This is a genomic window from Salmonella sp. SAL04213 (assembly GCF_046550535.1).
GTDB lineage: Bacteria > Pseudomonadota > Gammaproteobacteria > Enterobacterales > Enterobacteriaceae > Salmonella > Salmonella enterica.
Map to the genome: position 1 here is coordinate 214,017 of NZ_JBGDXS010000003.1, position 22,541 is coordinate 236,557.

Below are 22,541 nucleotides of genomic sequence, written 5' to 3' on the forward strand. Positions count from 1 at the left end.
TTCAAATTCTCCCCACATCGCGTTCTTACACTGCTGGCATTGCAAAGGAGAACGCTATGTTGAAATCCCCCCTGTTGTGGAAAATGATTACGTTAGGCGGCGCCATGATCCTGCTGTTAATTCCCCTGATGATGGTACGGCACACCATCGTGGAACGTGCTGATTATCGAAGCCATGTAGAAGCCGCTATTCGTCAGAGTACCAGCGGCCCGCAAAAGGTTGTCGGCCCGCTGGTGGCGGTTCCGGTGACAGAGCTCTATACCGTGCTGGAAGAGGAGAAAGAGGTCCAGTATAAGCGCAGCTATCTCTATTTTTGGTTGCCGGAGTCGCTATTGGTCGAAGGCAATCAAAACGTTGAAGCGCGAAAAATAGGTATTTATCAGGGGCAGGTGTGGCATACCGATATGGCGATAAAGGCGGAGTTTGATGTGGCCCGTCTGCATGAGCTGAACAGACCGAACATTACCCTTGGAAAGCCCTTTATCGTCGTGGGCGTCGGCGATGCGCGCGGTATCAGCGCAGTAAAAGCGCCGCAGGTGAATGGTGAAACGCTCACTGTAGAACCGGGGACCGGCTTACCGGAAAGTAGAGAGGGCATTCATATCCCGCTGCCGGACAGTCAGTGGGCGACGCGCAACCTGACGTTGGCGATGTCGCTAAATTTAAGCGGAACCGGCAGCTTTTCACTGGTTCCCGTCGGGCGTAGCAGTGAAATGACCCTGACCAGCAACTGGCCGCACCCAAATTTTGTGGGGGATTTTCTTCCCGGTAAACGCGCAATCAGCGGTTCGGGATTTCAGGCCCAGTGGCAAACCAGCCGGTTTGCCACGAATCTCGGCGAACAGTTTGCTGATGCGCAAAAGGTGGATTGGGACAACTTACCGGCGTTTAGCGTCGCTGTATCGACGCCAGCCGATCAGTATCAACTGACGGACAGAGCGACGAAATATGCCATTTTGTTGATTACGCTAACGTTTATGGCTTTCTTTGTCTTCGAAACCCTGACGGGGCAGCGGTTACACCCGATGCAGTATCTGCTGGTGGGGTTATCGCTGGTGATGTTCTACCTGCTGTTGCTGGCACTGTCGGAACATATCGGTTTCACGCCAGCCTGGATCGCCGCCAGCCTGGTGGGCGCGTTGATGAATAGCGTTTATTTGCAGGCGGTGCTGAAAGGATGGCGCAATAGCGTGCTGTTTACGCTAGCGTTATTGGCGCTGGATGGCGTGATGTGGGGATTGCTGCGTTCGGAAGATAGCTCGTTGCTTCTGGGTACCGGCGTTCTGCTACTGGCGCTTGGCGGCGTGATGTTCCTGACGCGCCATCTGGACTGGTATTCGCTCTCTTGTCAGCAACGTAAGTCATTACCGCCAGTAAAAGATGACGAATTACGTTTGTGGAAATAAATCTAACGGGCGCGCGCGTTAACGTTTTCCCGCGCAGCGCCAGAAACTGTGATGCCGTTAGTTATAGGTCAGGTTTAATGTTGCCGTGGCATTCGCTTGCCCGGCCGTTACCGTGGCGGCGGTTTTATAGTAGCGCGCGCTAATTTTCAGGGTGGTCGACATATTCATGGTTCCGCCGTTAACCGTCTGGCTGCCATCGGCATTGGTGGTAATCGTGTGAGTAAAGAGATCAATTTTTTGATTGATTGGCAAACTGTCGGTAAAGAAACCGGCGTCCGGCGCCTGAATACCCAACTGTACGCCAACGCCGGTTGCGCTGGTTGGCGCGCTTGCATTGCTCAACTGGATGACTGAATTATCAGGATTGTTTCCGCTGGCCGGTTGGGCGCTTAACGATGCGGAAATAGCGGTGCCTTGTTCGCAGGTCAATAAGATATCCTGCTCGCCTGTGCCCGCGGTTTGACTGTTAGCGAAACTGCCTAAATTGACGCTGCCTAAATCCACGGTGATGGCAGGTGTTTCTACCCGACATCCCATCGCTTTCATAATCAATTGCGTATTCCCCAAATACAGATGGGTCAGGATATCGCCGCCGGAGTCTTCCGTTGCGCTATCGCGAAAAGATACGCGCGCCAGTGGACTTTGGAATGTCGCGGTACCGGAGGTGATCGGACCGCCTAAGGCGACCAGTTCAACATTGTAGGCGGGAGCCATCGCATGGTGTGTTTTATTGCCATCGCCATTATGGTAGGTATTATCGATTGGCATGACATTATCGTAAGGGCCAGCATTCGTTTGGGTTTTAATCGCAATGCCCACGCCGGAAATCCCGGTGCTAAATACCGGCGTGTTGTTCCCGTCATTCGCATTGATTGTCGCTGATGCATTTGACTGCGCGCTACCGGGTTCATATAAAAAACCGACCTTATAATCGCGACTACAGCCATCCATTGTGACTTCGGAGGTGGAAACCCAGCCCGATTGCCACAATACCTCGCCTGCGGTATAGGCGTGGCTATCCACCACAAGCTGCGACGGCGGGGTGATAGTGATCGCGCCTTCATTACCGGAACGTTTACAGGAGGCGTAACTATGACCGGAACACGCGAACAGCAGAATAAGCGCCAGATATAACCTTCTCATGAAAAATTCCTGCTTTTATACCAGGTGAAATAGAAAGATGTTATTGCCATGCGATAGTGATCGTCACAACGGACGTGAAATCCCCTGCCGTGACTTTTCCATACGGGGTATACATCCTTGCGGCGACAGGCAAATTGGCTTCATGGGTATTACTGTTGATATCCACCGTGTAAGTGACGTTGTTGGCCAGATTGACCAGACTTTTACCGTCCAGGTTAAAAAGCTGTAATCCTAAATCCTGCGCCGGATTGGCCGCGCTGTTTGCATAAATCGCAGAAGCATAATTTGGATCGGGATAAGGTACGCCGTTAAATGAAATCGCGGCTTTTGTGGTCGTTGCCGGGCAATTCGTCATTTTTATGGTGAAAGGAATGGTGGCGGTATTGCCACCGGCCACGGCGATATCCGCCCGGGCATATTGTCCAAGAGAGATCGTGTCAGGTACCGTAACGGTACACGGATCGGCATAAATTAATCCCGTAACGTTAATGTCTACGGCATCTGCGGTATTGTATGCCGCGTTGATCGAGGGCGACCATAATGCCAGACCCGTGAACGTTAACAGGGTGGCTAATGCAGCAAATCTGTTCATATTCATCTTTTATCCCACCAGAATCACTGGCATTGCTCGTGTAAGATTTCTACGCCAGAAGCGGAGGGGGAGCTCGGTATACGGTAAGAGACCTGACACCGGTCTGCTGCTGTTGGTCCCCACTTCACTAATAACCGCCCTTGTTTTTCCAGTCCGGTTAACCAGGCCTGCCCCGCATCACCAACAAAACTGCTGTGATTGTCTGGTTTTGTTAAAGACGAGACGGTCGCGCCAAAAGGAACAGGCAGATTGTTTATGCGGGTTAATACCATCAATGCCTTGTAACCAATATTGGTTTTATATTCAGCCCTGACCACCGCGCCACGGGTAGGCACCAGCGTTTTACTGGTATCAATGAGCTCAATATTTTTTCTAATGCCCGTCGTATCTAAAGACACTTCATTACGATGGTAAGGCGAAGCATAAGGTACGACGGCATAGCCCCGAAAATCGGTGTCCACGCCCGTTTCGTTATTCACGGGGACACCCGCTGCGCCAGGGGCTTTAACCAATATGATGGTGTCGTCCATTGGCTGGGATAGTGTCAGGCCATTTCGATGTAGTAGTACGCCGCCCTGAACGCCATAATTCAGGCGACGCATATGATTATCGTAGCTATACCCGCCGTTAATATCCGCATACGTCCCGTTATAGGTTGCGCTCACATTACCGCTGGTGGCTTTCTCTTGAGAGGAATAACCTTCCTGAACGCTCCATGAGAGATTTTTCTGTGCCAGCGCTGTTCCGTTTAAACCGACAGTGTGCGTGGTATCGTCGTCTTTCGCGGAGTTCATATTGTAGGTGGCATACGTTGACGGCATAAAGGCATCTAACGGAATACTAATATTGATTGAAATTTGCTGGTCATTACTGTCTTCCGTATCGTCATCTTCATCCTGAGAATTATCGGCGTTCAGCGTATAAGAATAGTTAATGCCATAGCTTACGTTATGCCATGTGTTGTTATAGCCAATACCTAATGATGTGGTATGAGTGTCATTCCAGTAATCTTCATTATATAAAGTGAGTGAAATGGAACCGTAGATAATGTCTTGCGATAACGACAGGTCGGTGCGATTACGTACATGATCATAGTGACTATTATCGCTATAGGTATCCAGCACATCCTCAAGAGCGTAGTAATCTTTGGTCGAATAACGGTAGCCGGCGACAGTGAAATTGGTGCCTGTTGACTGAATATCTTTGCTGTAACGAATACGCCAGGATTGTCCGGTAAGCGTATCGCTAACCACATCGCCTGCTTTAATTTTTGACCATGAGTTGGTGACGTCTAAAGACAATGCGCCCAGATCGCCAAGGTTTAAACCTGTCCCGATGAGCGCCGCATGATAAACATCATTGCTCAGCGTACTCTCTATTCCGCCATAGGCGGTTATGCCGCCTGCTAATCCGTATAAGGCCGTCAGTTCAGCGAAGTTCTGTTGCGCGGAATGCGTATCTGATGAACGCGTGCGGCCTACCGTCAGGTCGTATTTCAGGTGGCCTTCACGCTGTAATACCGGAACGCTGGCGTAGGGCACAATGAAATGCTGTTCAGAACCATCGGATTCTTTGATGGTGACGTACAGGTCGCCCGAACCGCCGGTTGGATAAAGATCATTGATGGCGAATGGACCCGCCGGAACGTTAGTTTTGTAGATGGTATAACCGTTTTGTTCAACGGTTACCTGCGCGCTGCTTTTGGCCACCCCGCGAATGACCGGGGCGAACCCTTTCATACTGTCCGGCAACATATCGTCATCAGAAGAGATCTGTACGCCTTTAAATGAAATACTGTCAAAGACGTCCGCGGGCGTGTTATTTTCCCCGGCGATCAGCTGTCCTTTTAAAAATTCGATATCGCGAGAAACATAGGTGTAGGCAGAATCCCAGCTATTTTGCCCATCGCTATCATGATTCCAGGTTGAGTAGTTACGAAAACGCCATGCGCCAATGTTAATACCAGGGCGCAGGTTAGCGTATTCGCTATTTTCCGTCCGGTTTTCATCAATATCGTGATCCTGCGATCCGGTAAAACTGTAGTTCAGCAAAAAAGCATTAATGCCTTCATCCCATTCGCTGGTAGGGACGAATTCTCGCGGGTCGGCGATCAACGCGATTTGAGGGATCGCTAAATCCAGCCGGTTACCGATGACATTAAACTTTGCTACAGCGCCAGCCAGCAGACTAAGATCGGTACACCCGTTTGGGTCATTTTTAAGCTCGGGGAAGTTTTCTGTTTTTACGCCCCACTGCTTGAGTTGTTCAACGCTAAGACACGGCTGTAGGGAGAGCTTATTATCTGCTGATTTTTTATTTTTAAAGGCAATATTTTTTGTTTCAACACTGGTGTTATTAATATAAATATCAACATTATAGGTGCCTTCTGCCTGCCCCCCCTTTTCGAAAACCGATAGATCGACATTCTCCACGCCCGGTTCATCATTTTCCAACGATAATGGATTAAAATGATCATGCGCTAACGCTGGTTTTATGGAACAGCATATAAAGAGAAACGATAACGCTAATTGAGAACGGGGCTCTACTCTGGAGAATTGCACAGTAAAAGTCCTGAAAGGGTAAAAGTAAAGTGAAGTCGTTAATGGCTAGAATGAACCGGAATGCGGCTCTAAACTCATCCCATAATCGCTGATTAATCGCCACGTTACCGTGCCATGAGGGGCGGCAGTAGAACCCAATTTAAATGACGCTGATGATTTTGGCGGAACGAAGGTCGCTGATTTCACTTCATGGCTGTTAAGCGTCACACTGGCAAAGTTCATATAATAGGGAGTGGGGTTATTTACGGTAATAACATCACCTGCCGTCTGCCATTTTAATTGTTGGCTCTGGCTATCAGGCGTTGATTTTGTTAATGCTGGCGGTCGATATATAAGCTTTATTTGGGTATTAATGGAGATTTCCACGCGGTTCGCGGAGGCATTATCATCAATAGAAGGAATACCCTTAATATTGAGCCAGTACATAGACTCCCGATCTGCAGGTAGGGGGGCGCCAGAGCGAATAACCCGAATACTGTTCTTTTGCCCGGCATCAAGGCGAAAAAGAGGCGGGGTGATAATAAACGCCTGCTTATTTGTGACCTGGGGATCGGCAACCGATAACCATGACTGAACAAGATTCGCTTTGCTGTCTTTATTCTCTACATTGATTGACGACTCATCATTATTGCCGTCGAAAACCAGTCGGGTTCCGCCAACAACAATGCTGGCATGGGCAACATGGCTTGTCAGTAATACGACCAACACGGATTTCTTTATGTGTTTCATTTTTTACTCTGTAAAGATGTTTTGCGCTATGGACTGGCATCCTGCCTGTCCACATCAGGATGAGAATGCCTTACTGATACGAAACGGTATACGTAACCTGAGTGCTAACATCTCCACCGGTTACGGTTGCGGAACCATCGTTTGCCATGGCGGCGTAATAGGTAAAGTCTGCTTTCGAGCCGTCGGTTGGCAAGTTCACTGCGGCATCATCCGTGTTATCTGTCACATCGCTATGTGAAGCGTTCTGAATAGAAATACCGACACCCGCGGCGCCCGTTTCCGATCCTTCGTCCGCGTTTTTGAAGTACGTTGGGTTGGAATCATCTGTTGCGCCGTGGAAGCGGAACATGGCCTGGGTCGGTACGCCAGTCCCTGCTTCCGGGCAGCTAACCAGGCTTACGGTAAACGGCACGTAATCGGTTGTGGCGCCTTTTTCCGCGATGCGTTCTTTGCTGTAATTACCTAAATCAATGGTGGTATCCGTGGAGCCATTAACCTGAACCGTACACGCCTGATCGTAAATTTTGCCATTGAACGTAATCGTGTTCTGGGCAAATACCGGTGTGGATGCTACGGCAGTTAACATTGCCAGGATGATAATTTTCTTATTAAACATATTAATTGTTGCCTGATTCAATTCGCTGAAAAATAAAGATAGCTATATAAAATAAAATATTATATTTTACTCTGTATGCGCTTCTTTCTGTTCTGTAGATAAGCAGGCGGCTATTCTACGTATATCAACTATGAACTCAATAAAAATTCTGATGCAATATTGAACGGCAGTCCAGTTTCGGACCCGGTAACAAAGTTTAATAAAATACCACTAAAGAAGTATGGTTGATGACTGGATTTATAGAGCAAGATCTCTTTTTTGATAATAGTTATTATTTCCTGGAGGATTTATTTAACTCTATATTGCTTTATTTTTAAGAATATACGACGCTTGTCCGTTTAAAATGAAACCGGCAGGTTTCGAAGCTCTAACAATCTTCCATGCAGTATTTTTATATAGTCCCCCGCTTTTAGTTCTGAAAGTACCTGCATGATACGGCTGCGTGAAAGCCCGGTTCTCTGCTGTATGAAGTTCTGTGCGTTGATCTCAAATCGTGAGCTTTCAGGATACGACCACAGTTCAAGTAACAGCGCTTTTATCTGGCTATAGGCGTCCTGCCCGATAAGGTTTCTGTCACGGTTAGTCATGAAAGCAATGCGGTACATCAGGATGTTCGAAATGTCACGCCAGAGATGCTTTTCATCGGCTATTTCCACAAAATCTTTTACTGGGACAGGATAATATTCACAGGTGGTTTCGGCGATAAAAAAGACGTCTGAATTCTCTTCTAACTGGTATAAGTCAGCATAGGCATCTACAAGGCCTAAAATCATTGGTGAGACACCGCAGCCCATTACAATGCTGTCGATACGCCGACATACTTTAATAGCGCCTTTAGTGATTAACAGGATGTGGGATTGATTATCAATCTTGATATCCAGTGTTTTACCGGCCGTAATAGTGACAGGGGAGATGTTTTGAATAACGTGTCGATGAATATTTAAAATGGCTTGCAGGTTTTTTTCTTTCCCTGTGGGACGATACACATTCCCGCCGTTTAACTGCTTCATATCTTCCCCATTATTATGGCTGATAAAGTGGTTGACTATTAAAAGGTAAAGATAAATTTAATATTCACTTAAAATTATAATTAAGTAAATTAAAATAGCCAACAAGAATATTTAAGTCAATATATTCACCTTATCAATGCATGAGCGACAATGCTGTTTGTAAGGTTAACCATAGTAAATGTGATGATTTTATTTGCAATCATTTTATGACAGCTATCATAGGTACCGTGCTTAACGAGCGCGTAGAGCGTACAGGATAGCGAAGCGATGAACATCGCTGTTGTAGGATACGAATGAGAGAAAAGAACAAAATGCAGGCGGGCGGCGTTTTACTGAGCGAAATCGCCGCCTGCCGGAACTCCTCCCGGCGGGAGCCATAAGCGGTTAGCGGTACTGGACAATCAGGCTTTGAATCTCCGGATGATCTTTTAACGACACGTGCCGTACCGTGGCTATTCCATCCATCAACGAAATAGCGTTTCCAGACGGTGTGGCGACTGTCTGTAAATGGGGGATATTATTCCGCAAACATGATATCTCGATATTGCGATCGTGAGGCGCAAGATTACAACCATATTCGACTATCTGGCCTTTGAAATGAATAACGCCTGCGGAGACCGGCGCGGTAGCAGCCAGCGCGGCTGATGAAGCTGACATCGCTGCACAAAACAGGTAGCAGCATAATGGTGATTTTTTCATCCTTTGAAACCTCACGTCCTGTGAGCATCCCCTTATTTTTTGGGGACTAACAAATCCCGTGTATTACTCTTTAATGTAAATACACAAACTACCTTAACTTTCGCAAGCTGAGATAAACAGCGCTATACGACAATTTTTATGTAAAAGAGTACGTCATAACGGCAGGTCAGGAGGGAAAGCGAGGCCGCTTAGCGGAAGGGGGACATAAGAAACAGCCAGTAAGAATAACTTACCGGCTGTTTTTACGGTTCGGCGCCTGGGCCGAATTAATCCTGCAGGTCGCCGCAGAAGCGATAACCTTCGCCGTGAATGGTGGCGATGATTTCCGGCGTATCCGGCGTGGATTCGAAATGCTTACGAATACGACGAATGGTAACGTCAACAGTACGGTCATGCGGCTTCAGCTCGCGGCCGGTCATTTTCTTCAACAGCTCTGCGCGCGACTGAATTTTGCCAGGGTTTTCGCAGAAATGCAGCATCGCGCGGAACTCGCTGCGCGGTAGTTTATACTGCTCGCCGTCCGGGCCGATCAGTGAACGACTGTTGATATCCAGTTCCCAACCGTTGAACTTGTAGCTTTCAACGCTACGACGCTCTTCGCTGACGGTACCCAGGTTCATGGTACGGGACAGCAGGTTGCGGGCACGGATGGTCAATTCGCGTGGGTTAAACGGTTTGGTGATGTAATCATCCGCGCCGATTTCGAGGCCGAGAATTTTGTCGACTTCGTTATCGCGGCCCGTCAGGAACATCAGCGCAACGTTAGCCTGTTCACGCAGTTCACGCGCTAACAGGAGACCGTTTTTCCCTGGCAGATTGATATCCATGATCACCAGGTTGATGTCATATTCAGAGAGGATCTGATGCATTTCCGCGCCATCTGTCGCTTCGAATACATCATAGCCTTCCGCTTCGAAAATACTTTTCAACGTGTTGCGTGTTACCAACTCGTCTTCAACGATAAGAATGTGCGGGGTCTGCATGTTTGCTACCTAAATTGCCAACTAAATCGAAACAGGAAGTACAAAAGTCCCTGACCTGCCTGATGCATGTCGCAAATTAACATGATCGGCGTAACATGACTAAAGTACGTAATTGCGTTCTTGATGCACTTTCCATCAACGTCAACAACATCATTAGCTTGGTCGTGGGTACTTTCCCTCTGGACCCGACAGTGTCAAAAACGGCTGTCATCCTAACCATTTTAACAGCAACATAACAGGCTAAGACGTACCGGACACCTAATAAAACTACGCTTCGTTGACATATATCAAGTTCAATTGTAGCACGTTAACAGTTTGATGAAATCATCGTAGCTAAATGCTAGCTTTCATCACAAATTTGCAATATTCCAACTAGTTACGTAAGCCAACTAATAAATGTGATGAATCCAAAGAACAGGATCTATTTTAAATTAAATTATCCTAAATAAACAGCAGGATAACGATGTTCTGTTAACATAAACAGCAATAGTACAGATACGCAATAGTGTAGCGTCTTTTACGAAATCAAAAATGCTTTTTCAGTGATATCCGTTAAAATTTTGTAAATTTGCGAAGCGTAATATGCTTACAAACGCCAGCTAATTTCCTGTAAATTAGTCAAAAAGAGTAATGAAATGCGTGTAACAATCGTTCTTGTCGCTCCCGCCAGAGCGGAAAATATCGGCGCAGCCGCCCGGGCAATGAAGACCATGGGATTTACTGACCTGCGTATTGTCGACAGCCAGGCGCACCTGGAGCCCGCCACCCGTTGGGTCGCACATGGATCTGGAGATATTATTGATAATATTGAGGTTTTCCACACCCTTGCCGACGCGCTCCACGATGTGGATTTTACCGTAGCGACGACAGCCCGCAGCCGGGCAAAATTTCATTACTACGCTTCGCCCGCTGAACTGGTTCCCTTATTACAGGAAAAATCACGCTGGATGCGTCATGCCGCGCTGGTTTTTGGCCGTGAGGATTCCGGTTTGACCAATGATGAGCTGGCGCTGGCGGATGTATTGACCGGCGTGCCGATGGTGGCGGATTACCCTTCGCTCAATCTGGGTCAGGCGGTCATGGTGTATTGCTATCAATTAGCAGGTTTAATGCAACAGACCACTGAATCCGTTGATATTGCTGATGAATCGCAGTTACAGGCGTTACGCGCGCGCCTTTTACGCCTGCTAACGACTCTGGAGGCGGCCGATGACCACAAATTAACCGACTGGCTACAACAGCGAATCGGCCTGCTGGGACAGCGAGATACGGTAATGTTGCACCGTTTGGTCCATGATATTGAAAAAAAACTAACAAAATAACGTGCTGTAATTTTTAAAATAATAAGAGATTACGTCTGGTTGCAAGAGATCATAACAGGGGGAATTGGTTGAAAATAAATATATCGCCAGCAGCACATGAACAAGTTTCGGAATGTGATCAATTTAAAAATTTATTGACTTAGGCGGGCAGATACTTTAACCAATATAGGAATACAAGACAGACAAATAAAAATGACAGAGTACACAACATCCATGAACCGCATCAGCACCACCACCATTACCACCATCACCATTACCACAGGTAACGGTGCGGGCTGACGCGTACAGGAAACACAGAAAAAAGCCCGCACCTGAACAGTGCGGGCTTTTTTTTCGACCAGAGATCACGAGGTAACAACCATGCGAGTGTTGAAGTTCGGCGGTACATCAGTGGCAAATGCAGAACGTTTTCTGCGTGTTGCCGATATTCTGGAAAGCAATGCCAGGCAAGGGCAGGTAGCGACCGTACTTTCCGCCCCCGCGAAAATTACCAACCATCTGGTGGCGATGATTGAAAAAACTATCGGCGGCCAGGATGCTTTGCCGAATATCAGCGATGCCGAACGTATTTTTTCTGACCTGCTCGCAGGACTTGCCAGCGCGCAGCCGGGATTCCCGCTTGCACGGTTGAAAATGGTTGTCGAACAAGAATTCGCTCAGATCAAACATGTTTTGCATGGTATCAGCCTGCTGGGTCAGTGCCCGGACAGCATCAACGCTGCGCTGATTTGCCGTGGCGAAAAAATGTCGATCGCGATTATGGCGGGACTTCTGGAGGCGCGTGGGCATCGCGTCACGGTGATCGATCCGGTAGAAAAATTGCTGGCGGTGGGCCATTACCTTGAATCTACCGTCGATATCGCGGAATCGACTCGCCGTATCGCCGCCAGCCAGATCCCGGCCGATCACATGATCCTGATGGCGGGCTTTACCGCCGGTAATGAAAAGGGTGAACTGGTGGTGCTGGGCCGTAATGGTTCCGACTATTCCGCCGCCGTGCTGGCCGCCTGTTTACGCGCTGACTGCTGTGAAATCTGGACTGACGTCGATGGCGTGTATACCTGTGACCCGCGCCAGGTGCCGGACGCCAGGCTGCTGAAATCGATGTCCTACCAGGAAGCGATGGAACTCTCTTACTTCGGCGCCAAAGTTCTTCACCCTCGCACCATTACGCCTATCGCCCAGTTCCAGATCCCCTGTCTGATTAAAAATACCGGCAATCCGCAGGCACCAGGAACGCTGATCGGCGCGTCCAGCGACGATGATAATCTGCCGGTTAAAGGGATCTCTAACCTTAACAACATGGCGATGTTTAGCGTCTCCGGCCCGGGAATGAAAGGGATGATTGGGATGGCGGCGCGTGTTTTCGCCGCCATGTCTCGCGCCGGGATCTCGGTGGTGCTCATTACCCAGTCCTCCTCTGAGTACAGCATCAGCTTCTGTGTGCCGCAGAGTGACTGCGCGCGTGCCCGCCGTGCGATGCAGGATGAGTTCTATCTGGAGCTGAAAGAGGGGCTGCTGGAGCCGCTGGCGGTTACGGAGCGGTTGGCGATTATCTCTGTTGTCGGCGACGGTATGCGCACGCTACGCGGCATTTCAGCGAAATTCTTCGCCGCGCTGGCGCGGGCCAATATCAATATCGTGGCGATCGCTCAGGGATCTTCTGAGCGTTCCATTTCTGTGGTGGTGAATAACGACGATGCCACCACCGGCGTGCGGGTAACGCACCAGATGCTGTTCAATACCGATCAGGTGATTGAAGTGTTTGTCATTGGCGTCGGCGGCGTCGGCGGCGCGCTACTGGAACAGCTTAAACGTCAGCAAACCTGGTTGAAGAACAAGCACATCGATCTACGCGTGTGCGGCGTGGCGAACTCAAAGGCGTTGCTAACCAATGTGCATGGCCTGAATCTGGACAACTGGCAGGCGGAACTGGCGCAAGCGAACGCGCCGTTCAATCTGGGACGCTTAATTCGCCTGGTGAAAGAATATCATCTACTCAATCCGGTGATTGTTGATTGTACCTCCAGTCAGGCGGTGGCCGACCAGTATGCCGACTTCCTGCGTGAAGGATTCCATGTGGTGACGCCAAACAAGAAAGCGAACACCTCGTCGATGGACTACTACCATCAGCTACGTTTCGCCGCCGCGCAATCACGGCGCAAATTCTTGTATGACACCAACGTCGGCGCCGGTTTGCCGGTAATCGAGAACCTGCAAAACCTGCTGAATGCCGGTGATGAACTGCAAAAATTTTCCGGCATTCTTTCCGGGTCGCTCTCTTTTATTTTCGGTAAACTGGAAGAGGGGATGAGTCTCTCACAGGCGACCGCGCTGGCGCGCGAGATGGGCTATACCGAACCCGATCCGCGCGACGATCTTTCCGGTATGGATGTGGCGCGTAAACTGTTGATCCTCGCCCGCGAGACGGGCCGCGAGCTGGAGCTTTCCGATATCGTGATTGAACCGGTGTTGCCGGACGAGTTTGACGCCTCCGGCGATGTGACCGCTTTTATGGCGCATCTGCCGCAGCTTGACGACGCGTTTGCCGCCCGTGTGGCAAAAGCTCGTGATGAAGGTAAGGTATTGCGCTATGTGGGCAATATCGAAGAGGATGGCGTGTGCCGCGTGAAGATTGCCGAAGTTGATGGTAACGATCCGCTCTTCAAAGTGAAAAACGGTGAAAACGCGCTGGCGTTCTACAGCCACTATTATCAGCCCTTGCCGTTGGTGCTGCGCGGCTACGGCGCAGGCAATGATGTGACGGCGGCGGGCGTGTTTGCCGATCTGTTACGGACCCTCTCATGGAAGTTAGGAGTTTAACATGGTGAAAGTGTATGCCCCGGCTTCCAGCGCGAACATGAGCGTCGGTTTCGACGTGTTGGGTGCAGCCGTCACACCCGTTGACGGCACGTTGCTGGGCGATGTGGTATCCGTTGAAGCAGCGGACCATTTCCGTCTGCATAACCTGGGGCGATTTGCCGATAAACTGCCGCCGGAGCCGCGTGAAAATATTGTTTATCAGTGCTGGGAACGTTTTTGCCAGGCATTGGGGAAAACCATCCCGGTGGCGATGACGCTGGAAAAAAATATGCCGATTGGTTCCGGGTTAGGGTCCAGCGCCTGTTCCGTCGTCGCTGCGCTGGTCGCGATGAATGAGCACTGCGGCAAACCGTTAAACGACACGCGTCTGTTGGCGCTGATGGGCGAGCTGGAAGGCCGTATCTCCGGCAGCATCCATTACGATAACGTCGCGCCGTGCTTTCTTGGCGGTATGCAGTTGATGATTGAAGAAAACGGCATTATTAGTCAGCAGGTGCCGGGCTTTGATGAGTGGCTATGGGTACTGGCTTATCCGGGCATTAAAGTTTCTACCGCAGAAGCACGGGCCATTTTGCCTGCGCAGTATCGCCGTCAGGATTGCATTGCGCATGGACGGCATCTGGCCGGTTTTATTCACGCCTGTTACTCGCGGCAGCCGCAGCTTGCCGCCGCGCTGATGAAAGATGTTATTGCCGAACCATACCGCGCGCGTTTACTGCCGGGCTTTAGCCAGGCGCGGCAGGCGGTGTCGGAGATCGGCGCGCTGGCGAGCGGGATTTCAGGATCGGGGCCGACGCTGTTTGCGCTATGCGATAAACCGGAGACGGCGCAGCGCGTCGCGGACTGGCTGAGCAAACATTATCTGCAAAATCAGGAAGGCTTCGTTCATATTTGCCGGCTGGATACGGCGGGCGCACGAGTAGTGGGATAATCAATGAAACTCTATAATCTGAAAGACCATAATGAGCAGGTCAGCTTTGCGCAGGCCGTCACGCAAGGACTGGGCAAACAGCAGGGACTTTTTTTTCCGCACGAACTGCCGGAGTTTAGCCTGACGGAAATTGATGAGATGCTCAACCAGGACTTTGTCAGCCGTAGCGCAAAGATCCTCTCGGCATTTATTGGCGATGAAATACCGCAGCAAATTCTGGAAGAGCGCGTCCGCGCGGCGTTTGCGTTCCCGGCGCCGGTAGCGCAGGTAGAAAGCGATGTCGGCTGCCTGGAGCTGTTCCATGGTCCGACGCTGGCCTTTAAAGACTTCGGCGGGCGTTTTATGGCGCAAATGCTGACGCATATCAGCGGCGACAAACCGGTGACGATTCTGACCGCAACGTCAGGCGATACCGGCGCGGCGGTGGCTCACGCGTTCTATGGCCTGGAAAATGTGCGGGTCGTCATTCTCTACCCGCGCGGTAAAATCAGTCCGTTGCAGGAAAAACTGTTCTGTACGCTGGGCGGCAACATTGAAACCGTGGCGATCGACGGCGATTTCGACGCTTGCCAGGCGCTGGTGAAACAGGCATTTGATGACGAAGAACTGAAAACGGCGCTGGGGCTGAATTCGGCTAATTCGATTAATATCAGCCGCCTGTTGGCGCAAATTTGCTACTACTTTGAAGCCGTGGCGCAACTGCCGCAGGGGGCGCGTAACCAACTGGTGATCTCCGTCCCCAGCGGCAACTTTGGCGATTTGACGGCAGGGCTGCTGGCGAAGTCGTTAGGCCTACCGGTGAAACGTTTTATCGCCGCCACCAACGTCAACGACACGGTGCCGCGTTTTCTGCATGACGGAAAGTGGGCGCCGAAAGCGACGCAGGCGACCCTGTCGAATGCGATGGATGTCAGCCAGCCGAATAACTGGCCGCGCGTGGAGGAGCTATTCCGCCGTAAAATCTGGCGCCTGACTGAGCTGGGCTATGCGGCGGTGGATGACACTACGACACAACAGACGATGCGCGAGCTGAAAGCGAAAGGTTATATCTCGGAACCTCATGCGGCGGTAGCGTATCGGGCATTACGCGACCAGTTAAACCCTGGCGAGTATGGCTTGTTTCTCGGAACGGCGCATCCGGCGAAGTTTAAAGAAAGCGTGGAGTCCATTCTGGGAGAAACGCTGGCCTTGCCTGAAGCGCTCGCCGAACGCGCCGATCTGCCGCTGCTTTCACATCATCTGCCTGCGGATTTTGCCGCCCTGCGTAAGCTAATGATGACCCGCCAGTAACCATTGCGCCCGGTGGCGATGTCGCTTACCGGGCCTATGGGTGGTGTCGATTTGTAGGCCGGATAAGGCGTAACCGCCATCCGGCGATGTCGTTACTGCTCGTAGCGTTTAAAGACCAGCTCGTCTTGTGTGGAGGTTTCTTCATCAAAGAAATACCCTTCACGGTCAAACGCGATAAGCTGTTCCGGCTTCGTTAAGCGGTTTTCAATAATAAAACGGCTCATCAGTCCGCGCGCTTTTTTGGCGTAGAAGCTTACCACCTTAAACTTGCCGTTTTTCTCATCAAGGAACACGGGCTTAATCAGCTCGGCATTCAGTTTCTTCGGCTTCACCGATTTAAAATATTCCTCAGAGGCCAGATTCACCACCACCCGATCGCCCTGCGCCTCAAGCGCTTCGTTGAGCTTATCGGTAATGATATCGCCCCAGAATTGATAAAGATCTTTGCCGCGCGGATTCTCCAGGCGAATCCCCATCTCCAGACGATAAGGCTGCATTAAATCCAGCGGGCGCAATACGCCATACAAGCCAGAGAGCATACGCAGATGTTGTTGAGCAAAATCAAAATCCGCGTCGTTGAACGTTTCCGCCTGTAGACCGGTATAAACATCGCCTTTGAACGCCAGAATCGCCTGGCGTGCATTATCCGGCGTAAAATGAGGCTGCCAGTCATGAAAACGCGTGGCGTTGAGATCCGCCAGTTTGTCGCTAATTCTCATCAGCCTGGAAATTTGCGGCGCCGAAAGCTGGCGGGCCTGTTGAATAAGCTGCTGGCTGTGATCCAACAGCTCCGGCTGGGTATAGCGGGTCGTGGCCAGCGGGCTTTGATAATCAAGCGTTTTTGCAGGTGAAATCAGAATCAGCATATTCAGTCCTTGCAGGGAATTTTCTGCGACTTTAGCAAAAAAACGCCGCAGAGTTGACCGATGGTTGCGATTGTCGGCTTAATCGCGCGATGCTGCCTCCCAGGTATCTGGCGCCAGTTGTGGTTCGATATCCGGGAAGCGCCGCGGATCGAACTGCGGTCTTACGCCCAGTTTCCGTTGTCGCAGATAATCGCCGGCGAGGGTATACACCACCGGTGAGAGCAACAAAATCGCCGTCAGATTGGTAATAGCCATACAGGCCATGATCATGTCAGCAAGCTGCCATATCAGCGGAAAACTGATGAGCGTACCGGCGATGACCATGCCAAGCGTCGCAAGGCGTAATAGCCAGATGGCCTTTGCGTTATGTAACCGCAGAAAAAACAGATTGTTCTCGGCGTAAATATAGTTGGCGACGATAGAACTGAACGCGAACAGAATGACGATAAGCGCGACAAAACTGGCGCCCCATTCACCGGTCAACGAAACCATTGCATGTTGGAGAAGCTGAATGCCTTCTGTTGACGAGTGGGACGCGTGATTCCCCGCCAGCAGGATAATCATCGCGCTGGCGGTACAGATGATAATGGTGTCGCTGAATACGCCAATCATTTGCACAATCCCCTGCGCGACAGGGTGAGGGGGATACGACGTTGCCGCTGCGGCTGCATTAGGCGTTGACCCCATTCCCGCTTCATTAGAGAACATCCCACGCTGAAAACCGCTGGTAATAGCCTGAGTGAGCGTATATCCGGCTGCGCCTGCCGCGGCTTCCTGCCAGCCAAATGCGCTTTTGACTATCGAGGCGATAACGCCAGGCATTTGCTCAATATGCCAGAGGCAAATGAATACGCTGCCGGCGACCCACAATAACGCGATGAGGGGAATCAGCCATTGCATCAGGCGGGCGACGCCTTTTATGCCGCGAATGATAATTAACAGGGCACAGAACGCCAGAGCAATGCCGGAGATAAGCGGCGGAATGTTGAAGGCGAAATGGAGCGCGCGTGAGACGGCATTCGCCTGCACGCTATTAAAAATCAACCCGTAGGCGACGAGCAGAAAGAGGGCGAAAACCACGCCCATCCAGCGCATTCCCAGCCCACGCGCCATATACCACGCCGGGCCGCCGCGGAACTGGCCTGTCGGGTCACGTTCTTTATAAAGCTGGGCAAGCGAACACTCGGCGAAGGAGGTCGCCATGCCAATGATGGCCGAGACCCACATCCAGAATACCGCGCCGGGACCGCCTGCGGCGATAGCCAGCGCCACGCCGGCCAGATTACCGCTGCCAATCCGCGCCGCGAGGCTGGTACACAGCGCCTGAAATGACGTCAGGCCGCCTGGCTGCGGGCTAAGGCTGCCTTTCAGACTGCGGCTAAATTGGCGAATATAACGAAATTGAATGAATCCGGTACGCCAGGTAAACCAACATCCTGCGCCGAGCAGCAGGTAAATCATTACCGAGCCCCAGAGTATTTCGTTAATAAAACTGAAAAACTCAGGCATTAACGTCCCTCTTGTTGATGCCGTCACGCTTTGATGATCCTGTATAAGCGTGACCCATGATGTAGATGACCTTGTCAGACTAATATTAACGGCAGTTTACCATAAATACGGCGGTATCCTTTAATTGCGCATCAACCGTCGGCAGATACGCAAACAGTGCACAAGGGCAGCCAGGTGCATGTAGGCGGTTGCGCTGTGAGTGCGTCGTGTTATCATCAGGGTAGACCGGTTACATCCCCTAACAAGCTGTTTAAAGAGAAACTCTATCATGACGGACAAATTGACCTCCCTTCGTCAGTTCACCACCGTAGTGGCTGATACCGGAGATATCGCGGCAATGAAGCTGTACCAGCCGCAGGATGCTACAACTAACCCTTCTCTCATTCTTAACGCAGCGCAAATCCCGGAATATCGTAAGCTGATTGACGATGCTGTCGCCTGGGCGAAACAGCAGAGCAGCGACCGCGCGCAGCAGGTTGTTGACGCGACCGATAAGCTGGCGGTGAATATTGGCCTGGAAATCCTGAAGCTGGTGCCGGGGCGTATTTCTACCGAAGTTGACGCGCGTCTGTCTTATGACACTGAAGCGTCTATCGCCAAAGCAAAACGTATCATTAAACTCTACAATGATGCGGGTATCAGCAACGATCGTATCCTGATCAAGCTGGCGTCCACCTGGCAGGGCATTCGTGCAGCCGAACAGCTGGAAAAAGAAGGCATCAACTGTAACCTGACGCTGCTGTTCTCCTTCGCGCAGGCGCGTGCGTGCGCCGAAGCGGGCGTCTACCTGATCTCGCCGTTCGTAGGTCGTATTCTTGACTGGTATAAAGCCAATACCGACAAGAAAGACTATGCGCCAGCTGAAGATCCGGGCGTGGTTTCCGTAACGGAAATCTACGAGTACTACAAACAGCATGGTTACGAAACCGTCGTTATGGGCGCAAGCTTCCGTAACGTAGGCGAAATTCTGGAACTGGCGGGCTGCGACCGTCTGACTATCGCGCCGGCATTGCTGAAAGAACTGGCGGAAAGCGAAGGGGCGATTGAGCGTAAGCTCTCTTTCTCCGGCGAAGTCAAAGCGCGTCCGGAACGCATTACCGAAGCCGAGTTCCTGTGGCAGCATCACCAGGACCCCATGGCGGTGGACAAACTGGCGGATGGTATCCGTAAGTTTGCGGTAGACCAGGAAAAACTGGAAAAAATGATCGGCGATCTGCTGTAATCATTAACGCGTGGCCCTGATATGGGTCACGCTACCTCTTCTGAAACCTGTCTGTCCTTCCCTTCGCAGTGTATCATTCTGTTTAACGAGACTGTTTAAACGGAATAATCATGGATACCTTACGTATTGGCTTAGTTTCTATCTCCGACCGCGCTTCAAGCGGCGTTTACCAGGATAAAGGCATTCCTGCGCTTGAGGAGTGGCTCGCTTCTGCGCTGACCACGCCTTTCGAGGTCCAGCGGCGCTTAATTCCTGATGAACAGGAAATTATCGAGCAAACGTTGTGTGAACTGGTTGATGAGATGAGCTGTCATCTGGTGCTGACCACTGGCGGTACCGGTCCGGCGCGTCGCGACGTCACGCCGGACGCGACCCTTGCCATCGCTGACCGTGAAATGCCAGGTTTTGGCGAACAGATGCGCCAGATCAGCCTGCGCTTTGTGCCGACCGCCATTCTTTCCCGCCAGGTGGGCGTTATCCGTAAACAGGCGTTAATTCTTAATCTGCCTGGACAGCCAAAATCGATCAAAGAAACGCTGGAAGGCGTAAAAGCGGACGATGGCAGCGTTAGCGTGCCGGGCATTTTTGCGAGCGTGCCGTATTGCATACAGCTGCTTGACGGGCCGTATGTCGAAACCGCGCCGGAAGTGGTTGCCGCTTTCCGTCCGAAGAGCGCCAGACGTGAGAATATGTCGTCCTGACCGGAAGATACTGATAGTAGGGTTATTCCTCCCGGTGCGGGAGGAATAAAAGAGATTTAGTGCGCCTCGCCGATTGGCAGAATAGTGCGGCCAAATTGCTCGTTTAGCACTTCACCCATCGCCAGATAAATAGCGCTGGCACCGCAAACCAGACCAACCCAGCCTGCGATATGGATAATGGCTTCGTTACCGGTGATATTGCCGACCGCCAGCAGAGCGAACAGTACGGTCAGGCTCAGGAAAACAAATTGCAGCGCGCGGGCGGCTTTCAGCGTACCGAAGAACATAAACAGCGTGAACACGCCCCACAGACCTAAATAAGCGCCGAGTAGCCGAGCGTCAGGCGCATCCGTCAGGCCCATTTTCGGCATCAGCAGGATAGCGACCAGCGTCAGCCAGAACGAACCGTAAGAGGTAAAGGCCGTTAAACCAAAGGTATTGCCTTTTTTATACTCCAGCAGACCGGCAAAAATTTGCGCGATACCGCCGTAGAAAATCCCCATCGCCAGAATAATACCGTCCAGGGCGAAAAAACCGGCATTGTGCAGGTTAAGCAGAATGGTGGTCATGCCGAAGCCCATCAGGCCCAGCGGTGCCGGATTAGCCAACTTAGTGTTGCCCATAATTCCTCAAAATCATCATAATTGAATGGTGAAATAGTTTCCCAGAATAACGAGTTCCGTATTCGGGGCGCGGCATAATAATCAGGGGGAAGAGGACTGTCTATGATCTAATAAGGGGGAAAAGAAAATATTTCCCCCAGTGAGGGCATTCACGCCTGAACGGCTGCCATCATTCGTCGCAGGCAGGCTATTTGCAACACCGCCGGAATAGTCACGCGATACGCGCTGCCGCTCATCGCTTTGACGCCGTTTAACGCCGCGCCGACCGGGCCGCCAAGACCTGCGCCGCGCAGCAATCCGTGGCCCAGGATGCTCATTGCGGCATGGGTACGTAAAATGCGGGTAAGCTGGGTGGAAAGCAGGTGGGAGACCCCTTTTGCCAGACTGCGATCTTTCATGAGCAGCGGCAGCAGTTCTTCCAGTTCAGAAACTTTGGCGTCTACGGCTTGCAGAAATTCCTGCTTATGCGCCGCGTCCATCTTCTGCCAGGTATGACGTAAAAAATGCTCCAGCAGTTGCTGTTCTATTTCAAACGTCGACATGCTTTTATCTGCTTTAAGTTTTAGCCGTTTTGCGACATCCAGCAGAATCGCGCGGTACTGTTTTCCGTGTCCGCGCAATTTGTTGGCGATACTGTCGCCGCCGTAATGCTGAAACTCGCCGGCAATGAGCTGCCAGTTACGGCGGTGTTGCTCCGGGTGACCTTCCATCGCTTTGAACAGCTCGTTATGACTAAGGACGCTCGACAAGCGAGCTTTGCCCTTTTCGTTATGCGTCAGCAAACGGGCGAAATCGGCGAGTTGTTCTTCGCTACAATGCTGAAGAAAGTCTAAATCCTCGTCGTGTAAATAGGTGACGTTCATTTTCAGTCTGGCTTTTGGAATAGAAATAACAGCGATTAATCGTCGCCAATGACTTTAAGTCTCGCCATATCGGAAGAATTTACCGTATGGCCTGAGAAGGTAATCTTTGATACGCAGCGTTTGTTGTCGTTATCGCTATTAATATTGATCCAGCCTGTTGTCTGGCCCTCTTTGATTGAGGAAGGGACGTTCAGGCTTTGGCTGGCGCTACGCGCAGTTTTAAAATAGACGGATGCGCCGCTAAGTTCGATGTCGCCGTGATCCGCCGTGAGTTGAATGCGCTTCACGATGCGGCAGACGGGAATTTTCAGCGTGAGATCGTTCGTTTCATTTCTGGGCATGGCAATAACACCCAGTATTTTATGGTCGTTCGCGTGCGCGACGCTACTTAACGCCAGGCCGAAAAGCAGGCCGGCGGAAATCGTTAACACAGATCGCATGGAATTTCTCTTTGACGGGTTCAATAAGCAATTACCGTCTATCATACTCTGCTCATGGCAACGATTCAGTTTTGTAATCTTTTCTTTTTATTACAATTTTTCTGTGAATGGTATTCGTTATTTAATTTATTTCATGAATGTTTGTCTGTCTGGTTTTCCATCGCGCCCTCTCGTCACTAAAAAATTTTTTCATCTCCCCCTTGATGACGTGG

General features: G+C 50.8%; 22 protein-coding genes and 1 other annotated feature. Of the genes, 9 read left to right on the plus strand and 13 right to left on the minus strand.

Annotated elements, in window-relative coordinates:
- The first annotated feature begins 56 nt into the window (after window positions 1–56).
- On the plus strand, window positions 57–1,406 hold the full coding sequence (gene creD / locus ACLJPQ_RS10495; protein ID WP_000920382.1) for a cell envelope integrity protein CreD: 1,350 nt from the start codon (window positions 57–59) through the stop codon (window positions 1,404–1,406).
- Between the two features lie 57 nt (window positions 1,407–1,463).
- Here creD and sthE read toward each other — a convergent pair whose 3' ends face one another.
- From sthE to arcA, 8 genes are all read right to left on the minus strand, one after another.
- On the minus strand, window positions 1,464–2,549 hold the full coding sequence (sthE, locus tag ACLJPQ_RS10500; RefSeq protein ID WP_080185060.1) for a fimbrial major subunit SthE: 1,086 nt from the start codon (window positions 2,547–2,549) through the stop codon (window positions 1,464–1,466).
- A gap of 40 nt (window positions 2,550–2,589) precedes the next feature.
- Complete coding sequence (locus tag ACLJPQ_RS10505; RefSeq protein ID WP_023993828.1) at window positions 2,590–3,147, minus strand: fimbrial protein; 558 nt, start codon at window positions 3,145–3,147, stop codon at window positions 2,590–2,592.
- A 17-nt stretch (window positions 3,148–3,164) separates the two neighbouring features.
- Complete coding sequence (locus ACLJPQ_RS10510) at window positions 3,165–5,702, minus strand: fimbrial outer membrane usher protein (RefSeq protein ID WP_080185061.1); 2,538 nt, start codon at window positions 5,700–5,702, stop codon at window positions 3,165–3,167.
- Between the two features lie 45 nt (window positions 5,703–5,747).
- Window positions 5,748–6,431, minus strand: coding sequence for a fimbrial biogenesis chaperone SthA (gene sthA, locus ACLJPQ_RS10515; protein ID WP_000680522.1), 684 nt, complete (start codon window positions 6,429–6,431; stop codon window positions 5,748–5,750).
- 70 nt (window positions 6,432–6,501) lie between these two features.
- Entirely contained in the window at window positions 6,502–7,047 is a 546-nt protein-coding gene (locus ACLJPQ_RS10520; protein ID WP_001727855.1) for a fimbrial protein, read from the minus strand.
- A gap of 338 nt (window positions 7,048–7,385) precedes the next feature.
- Window positions 7,386–8,057: a winged helix-turn-helix transcriptional regulator gene (locus tag ACLJPQ_RS10525; protein ID WP_000811635.1), complete on the minus strand. Its 672-nt coding sequence runs from the start codon at window positions 8,055–8,057 to the stop codon at window positions 7,386–7,388.
- Window positions 8,058–8,441: 384 nt separating this feature from the next.
- A complete protein-coding gene (locus ACLJPQ_RS10530) occupies window positions 8,442–8,756 on the minus strand; it encodes a hypothetical protein (RefSeq protein ID WP_080185062.1) in 315 nt (104 codons plus the stop codon).
- A 266-nt stretch (window positions 8,757–9,022) separates the two neighbouring features.
- Window positions 9,023–9,739: a two-component system response regulator ArcA gene (gene arcA, locus ACLJPQ_RS10535; protein WP_001194359.1), complete on the minus strand. Its 717-nt coding sequence runs from the start codon at window positions 9,737–9,739 to the stop codon at window positions 9,023–9,025.
- A gap of 95 nt (window positions 9,740–9,834) precedes the next feature.
- Between arcA and yjjY the strand changes: the two genes are divergently transcribed.
- The 6 genes from yjjY (at window position 9,835) to thrC (ending at window position 16,105) form a co-directional block, all read left to right on the plus strand.
- Complete coding sequence (gene yjjY, locus ACLJPQ_RS10540; RefSeq protein WP_001541509.1) at window positions 9,835–9,975, plus strand: protein YjjY; 141 nt, start codon at window positions 9,835–9,837, stop codon at window positions 9,973–9,975.
- 399 nt (window positions 9,976–10,374) lie between these two features.
- A complete protein-coding gene (locus ACLJPQ_RS10545; RefSeq protein ID WP_001266773.1) occupies window positions 10,375–11,061 on the plus strand; it encodes a tRNA/rRNA methyltransferase in 687 nt (228 codons plus the stop codon).
- A gap of 213 nt (window positions 11,062–11,274) precedes the next feature.
- Complete coding sequence (gene thrL, locus ACLJPQ_RS10550; protein ID WP_001575544.1) at window positions 11,275–11,340, plus strand: thr operon leader peptide; 66 nt, start codon at window positions 11,275–11,277, stop codon at window positions 11,338–11,340.
- Window positions 11,276–11,396: a sequence feature (Thr leader region), on the plus strand. (Overlaps the previous gene by 65 nt.)
- 25 nt (window positions 11,397–11,421) lie before the next feature.
- The gene (gene thrA, locus ACLJPQ_RS10555; RefSeq protein ID WP_001264677.1) at window positions 11,422–13,884 is read left to right on the plus strand and encodes a bifunctional aspartate kinase/homoserine dehydrogenase I; all 2,463 of its coding nucleotides are present in this window, start codon (window positions 11,422–11,424) and stop codon (window positions 13,882–13,884) included.
- Between the two features lies 1 nt (window position 13,885).
- Entirely contained in the window at window positions 13,886–14,815 is a 930-nt protein-coding gene (gene thrB / locus ACLJPQ_RS10560) for a homoserine kinase (protein ID WP_000241685.1), read from the plus strand.
- 3 nt (window positions 14,816–14,818) lie between these two features.
- Complete coding sequence (thrC, locus tag ACLJPQ_RS10565; RefSeq protein ID WP_000781110.1) at window positions 14,819–16,105, plus strand: threonine synthase; 1,287 nt, start codon at window positions 14,819–14,821, stop codon at window positions 16,103–16,105.
- 92 nt (window positions 16,106–16,197) lie between these two features.
- Here the strand turns inward: thrC and yaaA are convergent, their stop codons facing one another.
- Both yaaA and ACLJPQ_RS10575 read right to left on the minus strand, forming a co-directional pair.
- Window positions 16,198–16,971: a peroxide stress protein YaaA gene (gene yaaA, locus ACLJPQ_RS10570; protein ID WP_080185063.1), complete on the minus strand. Its 774-nt coding sequence runs from the start codon at window positions 16,969–16,971 to the stop codon at window positions 16,198–16,200.
- Between the two features lie 78 nt (window positions 16,972–17,049).
- Window positions 17,050–18,480, minus strand: coding sequence for an alanine/glycine:cation symporter family protein (locus ACLJPQ_RS10575; protein WP_001113818.1), 1,431 nt, complete (start codon window positions 18,478–18,480; stop codon window positions 17,050–17,052).
- 268 nt (window positions 18,481–18,748) lie between these two features.
- Here ACLJPQ_RS10575 and tal point away from each other — a divergent pair, with 268 nt between their 5' ends.
- A complete protein-coding gene (tal, locus tag ACLJPQ_RS10580; protein WP_000130175.1) occupies window positions 18,749–19,702 on the plus strand; it encodes a transaldolase in 954 nt (317 codons plus the stop codon).
- 110 nt (window positions 19,703–19,812) lie between these two features.
- On the plus strand, window positions 19,813–20,403 hold the full coding sequence (gene mog / locus ACLJPQ_RS10585) for a molybdopterin adenylyltransferase (RefSeq protein ID WP_000380373.1): 591 nt from the start codon (window positions 19,813–19,815) through the stop codon (window positions 20,401–20,403).
- Between the two features lie 56 nt (window positions 20,404–20,459).
- Here the strand turns inward: mog and satP are convergent, their stop codons facing one another.
- The 3 genes from satP to ACLJPQ_RS10600 all read right to left on the minus strand — a co-directional run bounded on the left by satP (window position 20,460) and on the right by ACLJPQ_RS10600 (window position 22,329).
- Complete coding sequence (satP, locus tag ACLJPQ_RS10590; RefSeq protein WP_020898352.1) at window positions 20,460–21,026, minus strand: acetate uptake transporter; 567 nt, start codon at window positions 21,024–21,026, stop codon at window positions 20,460–20,462.
- 149 nt (window positions 21,027–21,175) lie between these two features.
- Complete coding sequence (msyB, locus tag ACLJPQ_RS10595) at window positions 21,176–21,889, minus strand: acidic protein MsyB (protein WP_001103477.1); 714 nt, start codon at window positions 21,887–21,889, stop codon at window positions 21,176–21,178.
- Between the two features lie 35 nt (window positions 21,890–21,924).
- The gene (locus ACLJPQ_RS10600; protein ID WP_001258086.1) at window positions 21,925–22,329 is read right to left on the minus strand and encodes a DUF2541 family protein; all 405 of its coding nucleotides are present in this window, start codon (window positions 22,327–22,329) and stop codon (window positions 21,925–21,927) included.
- Between the last annotated feature and the right edge of the window lie 212 nt (window positions 22,330–22,541).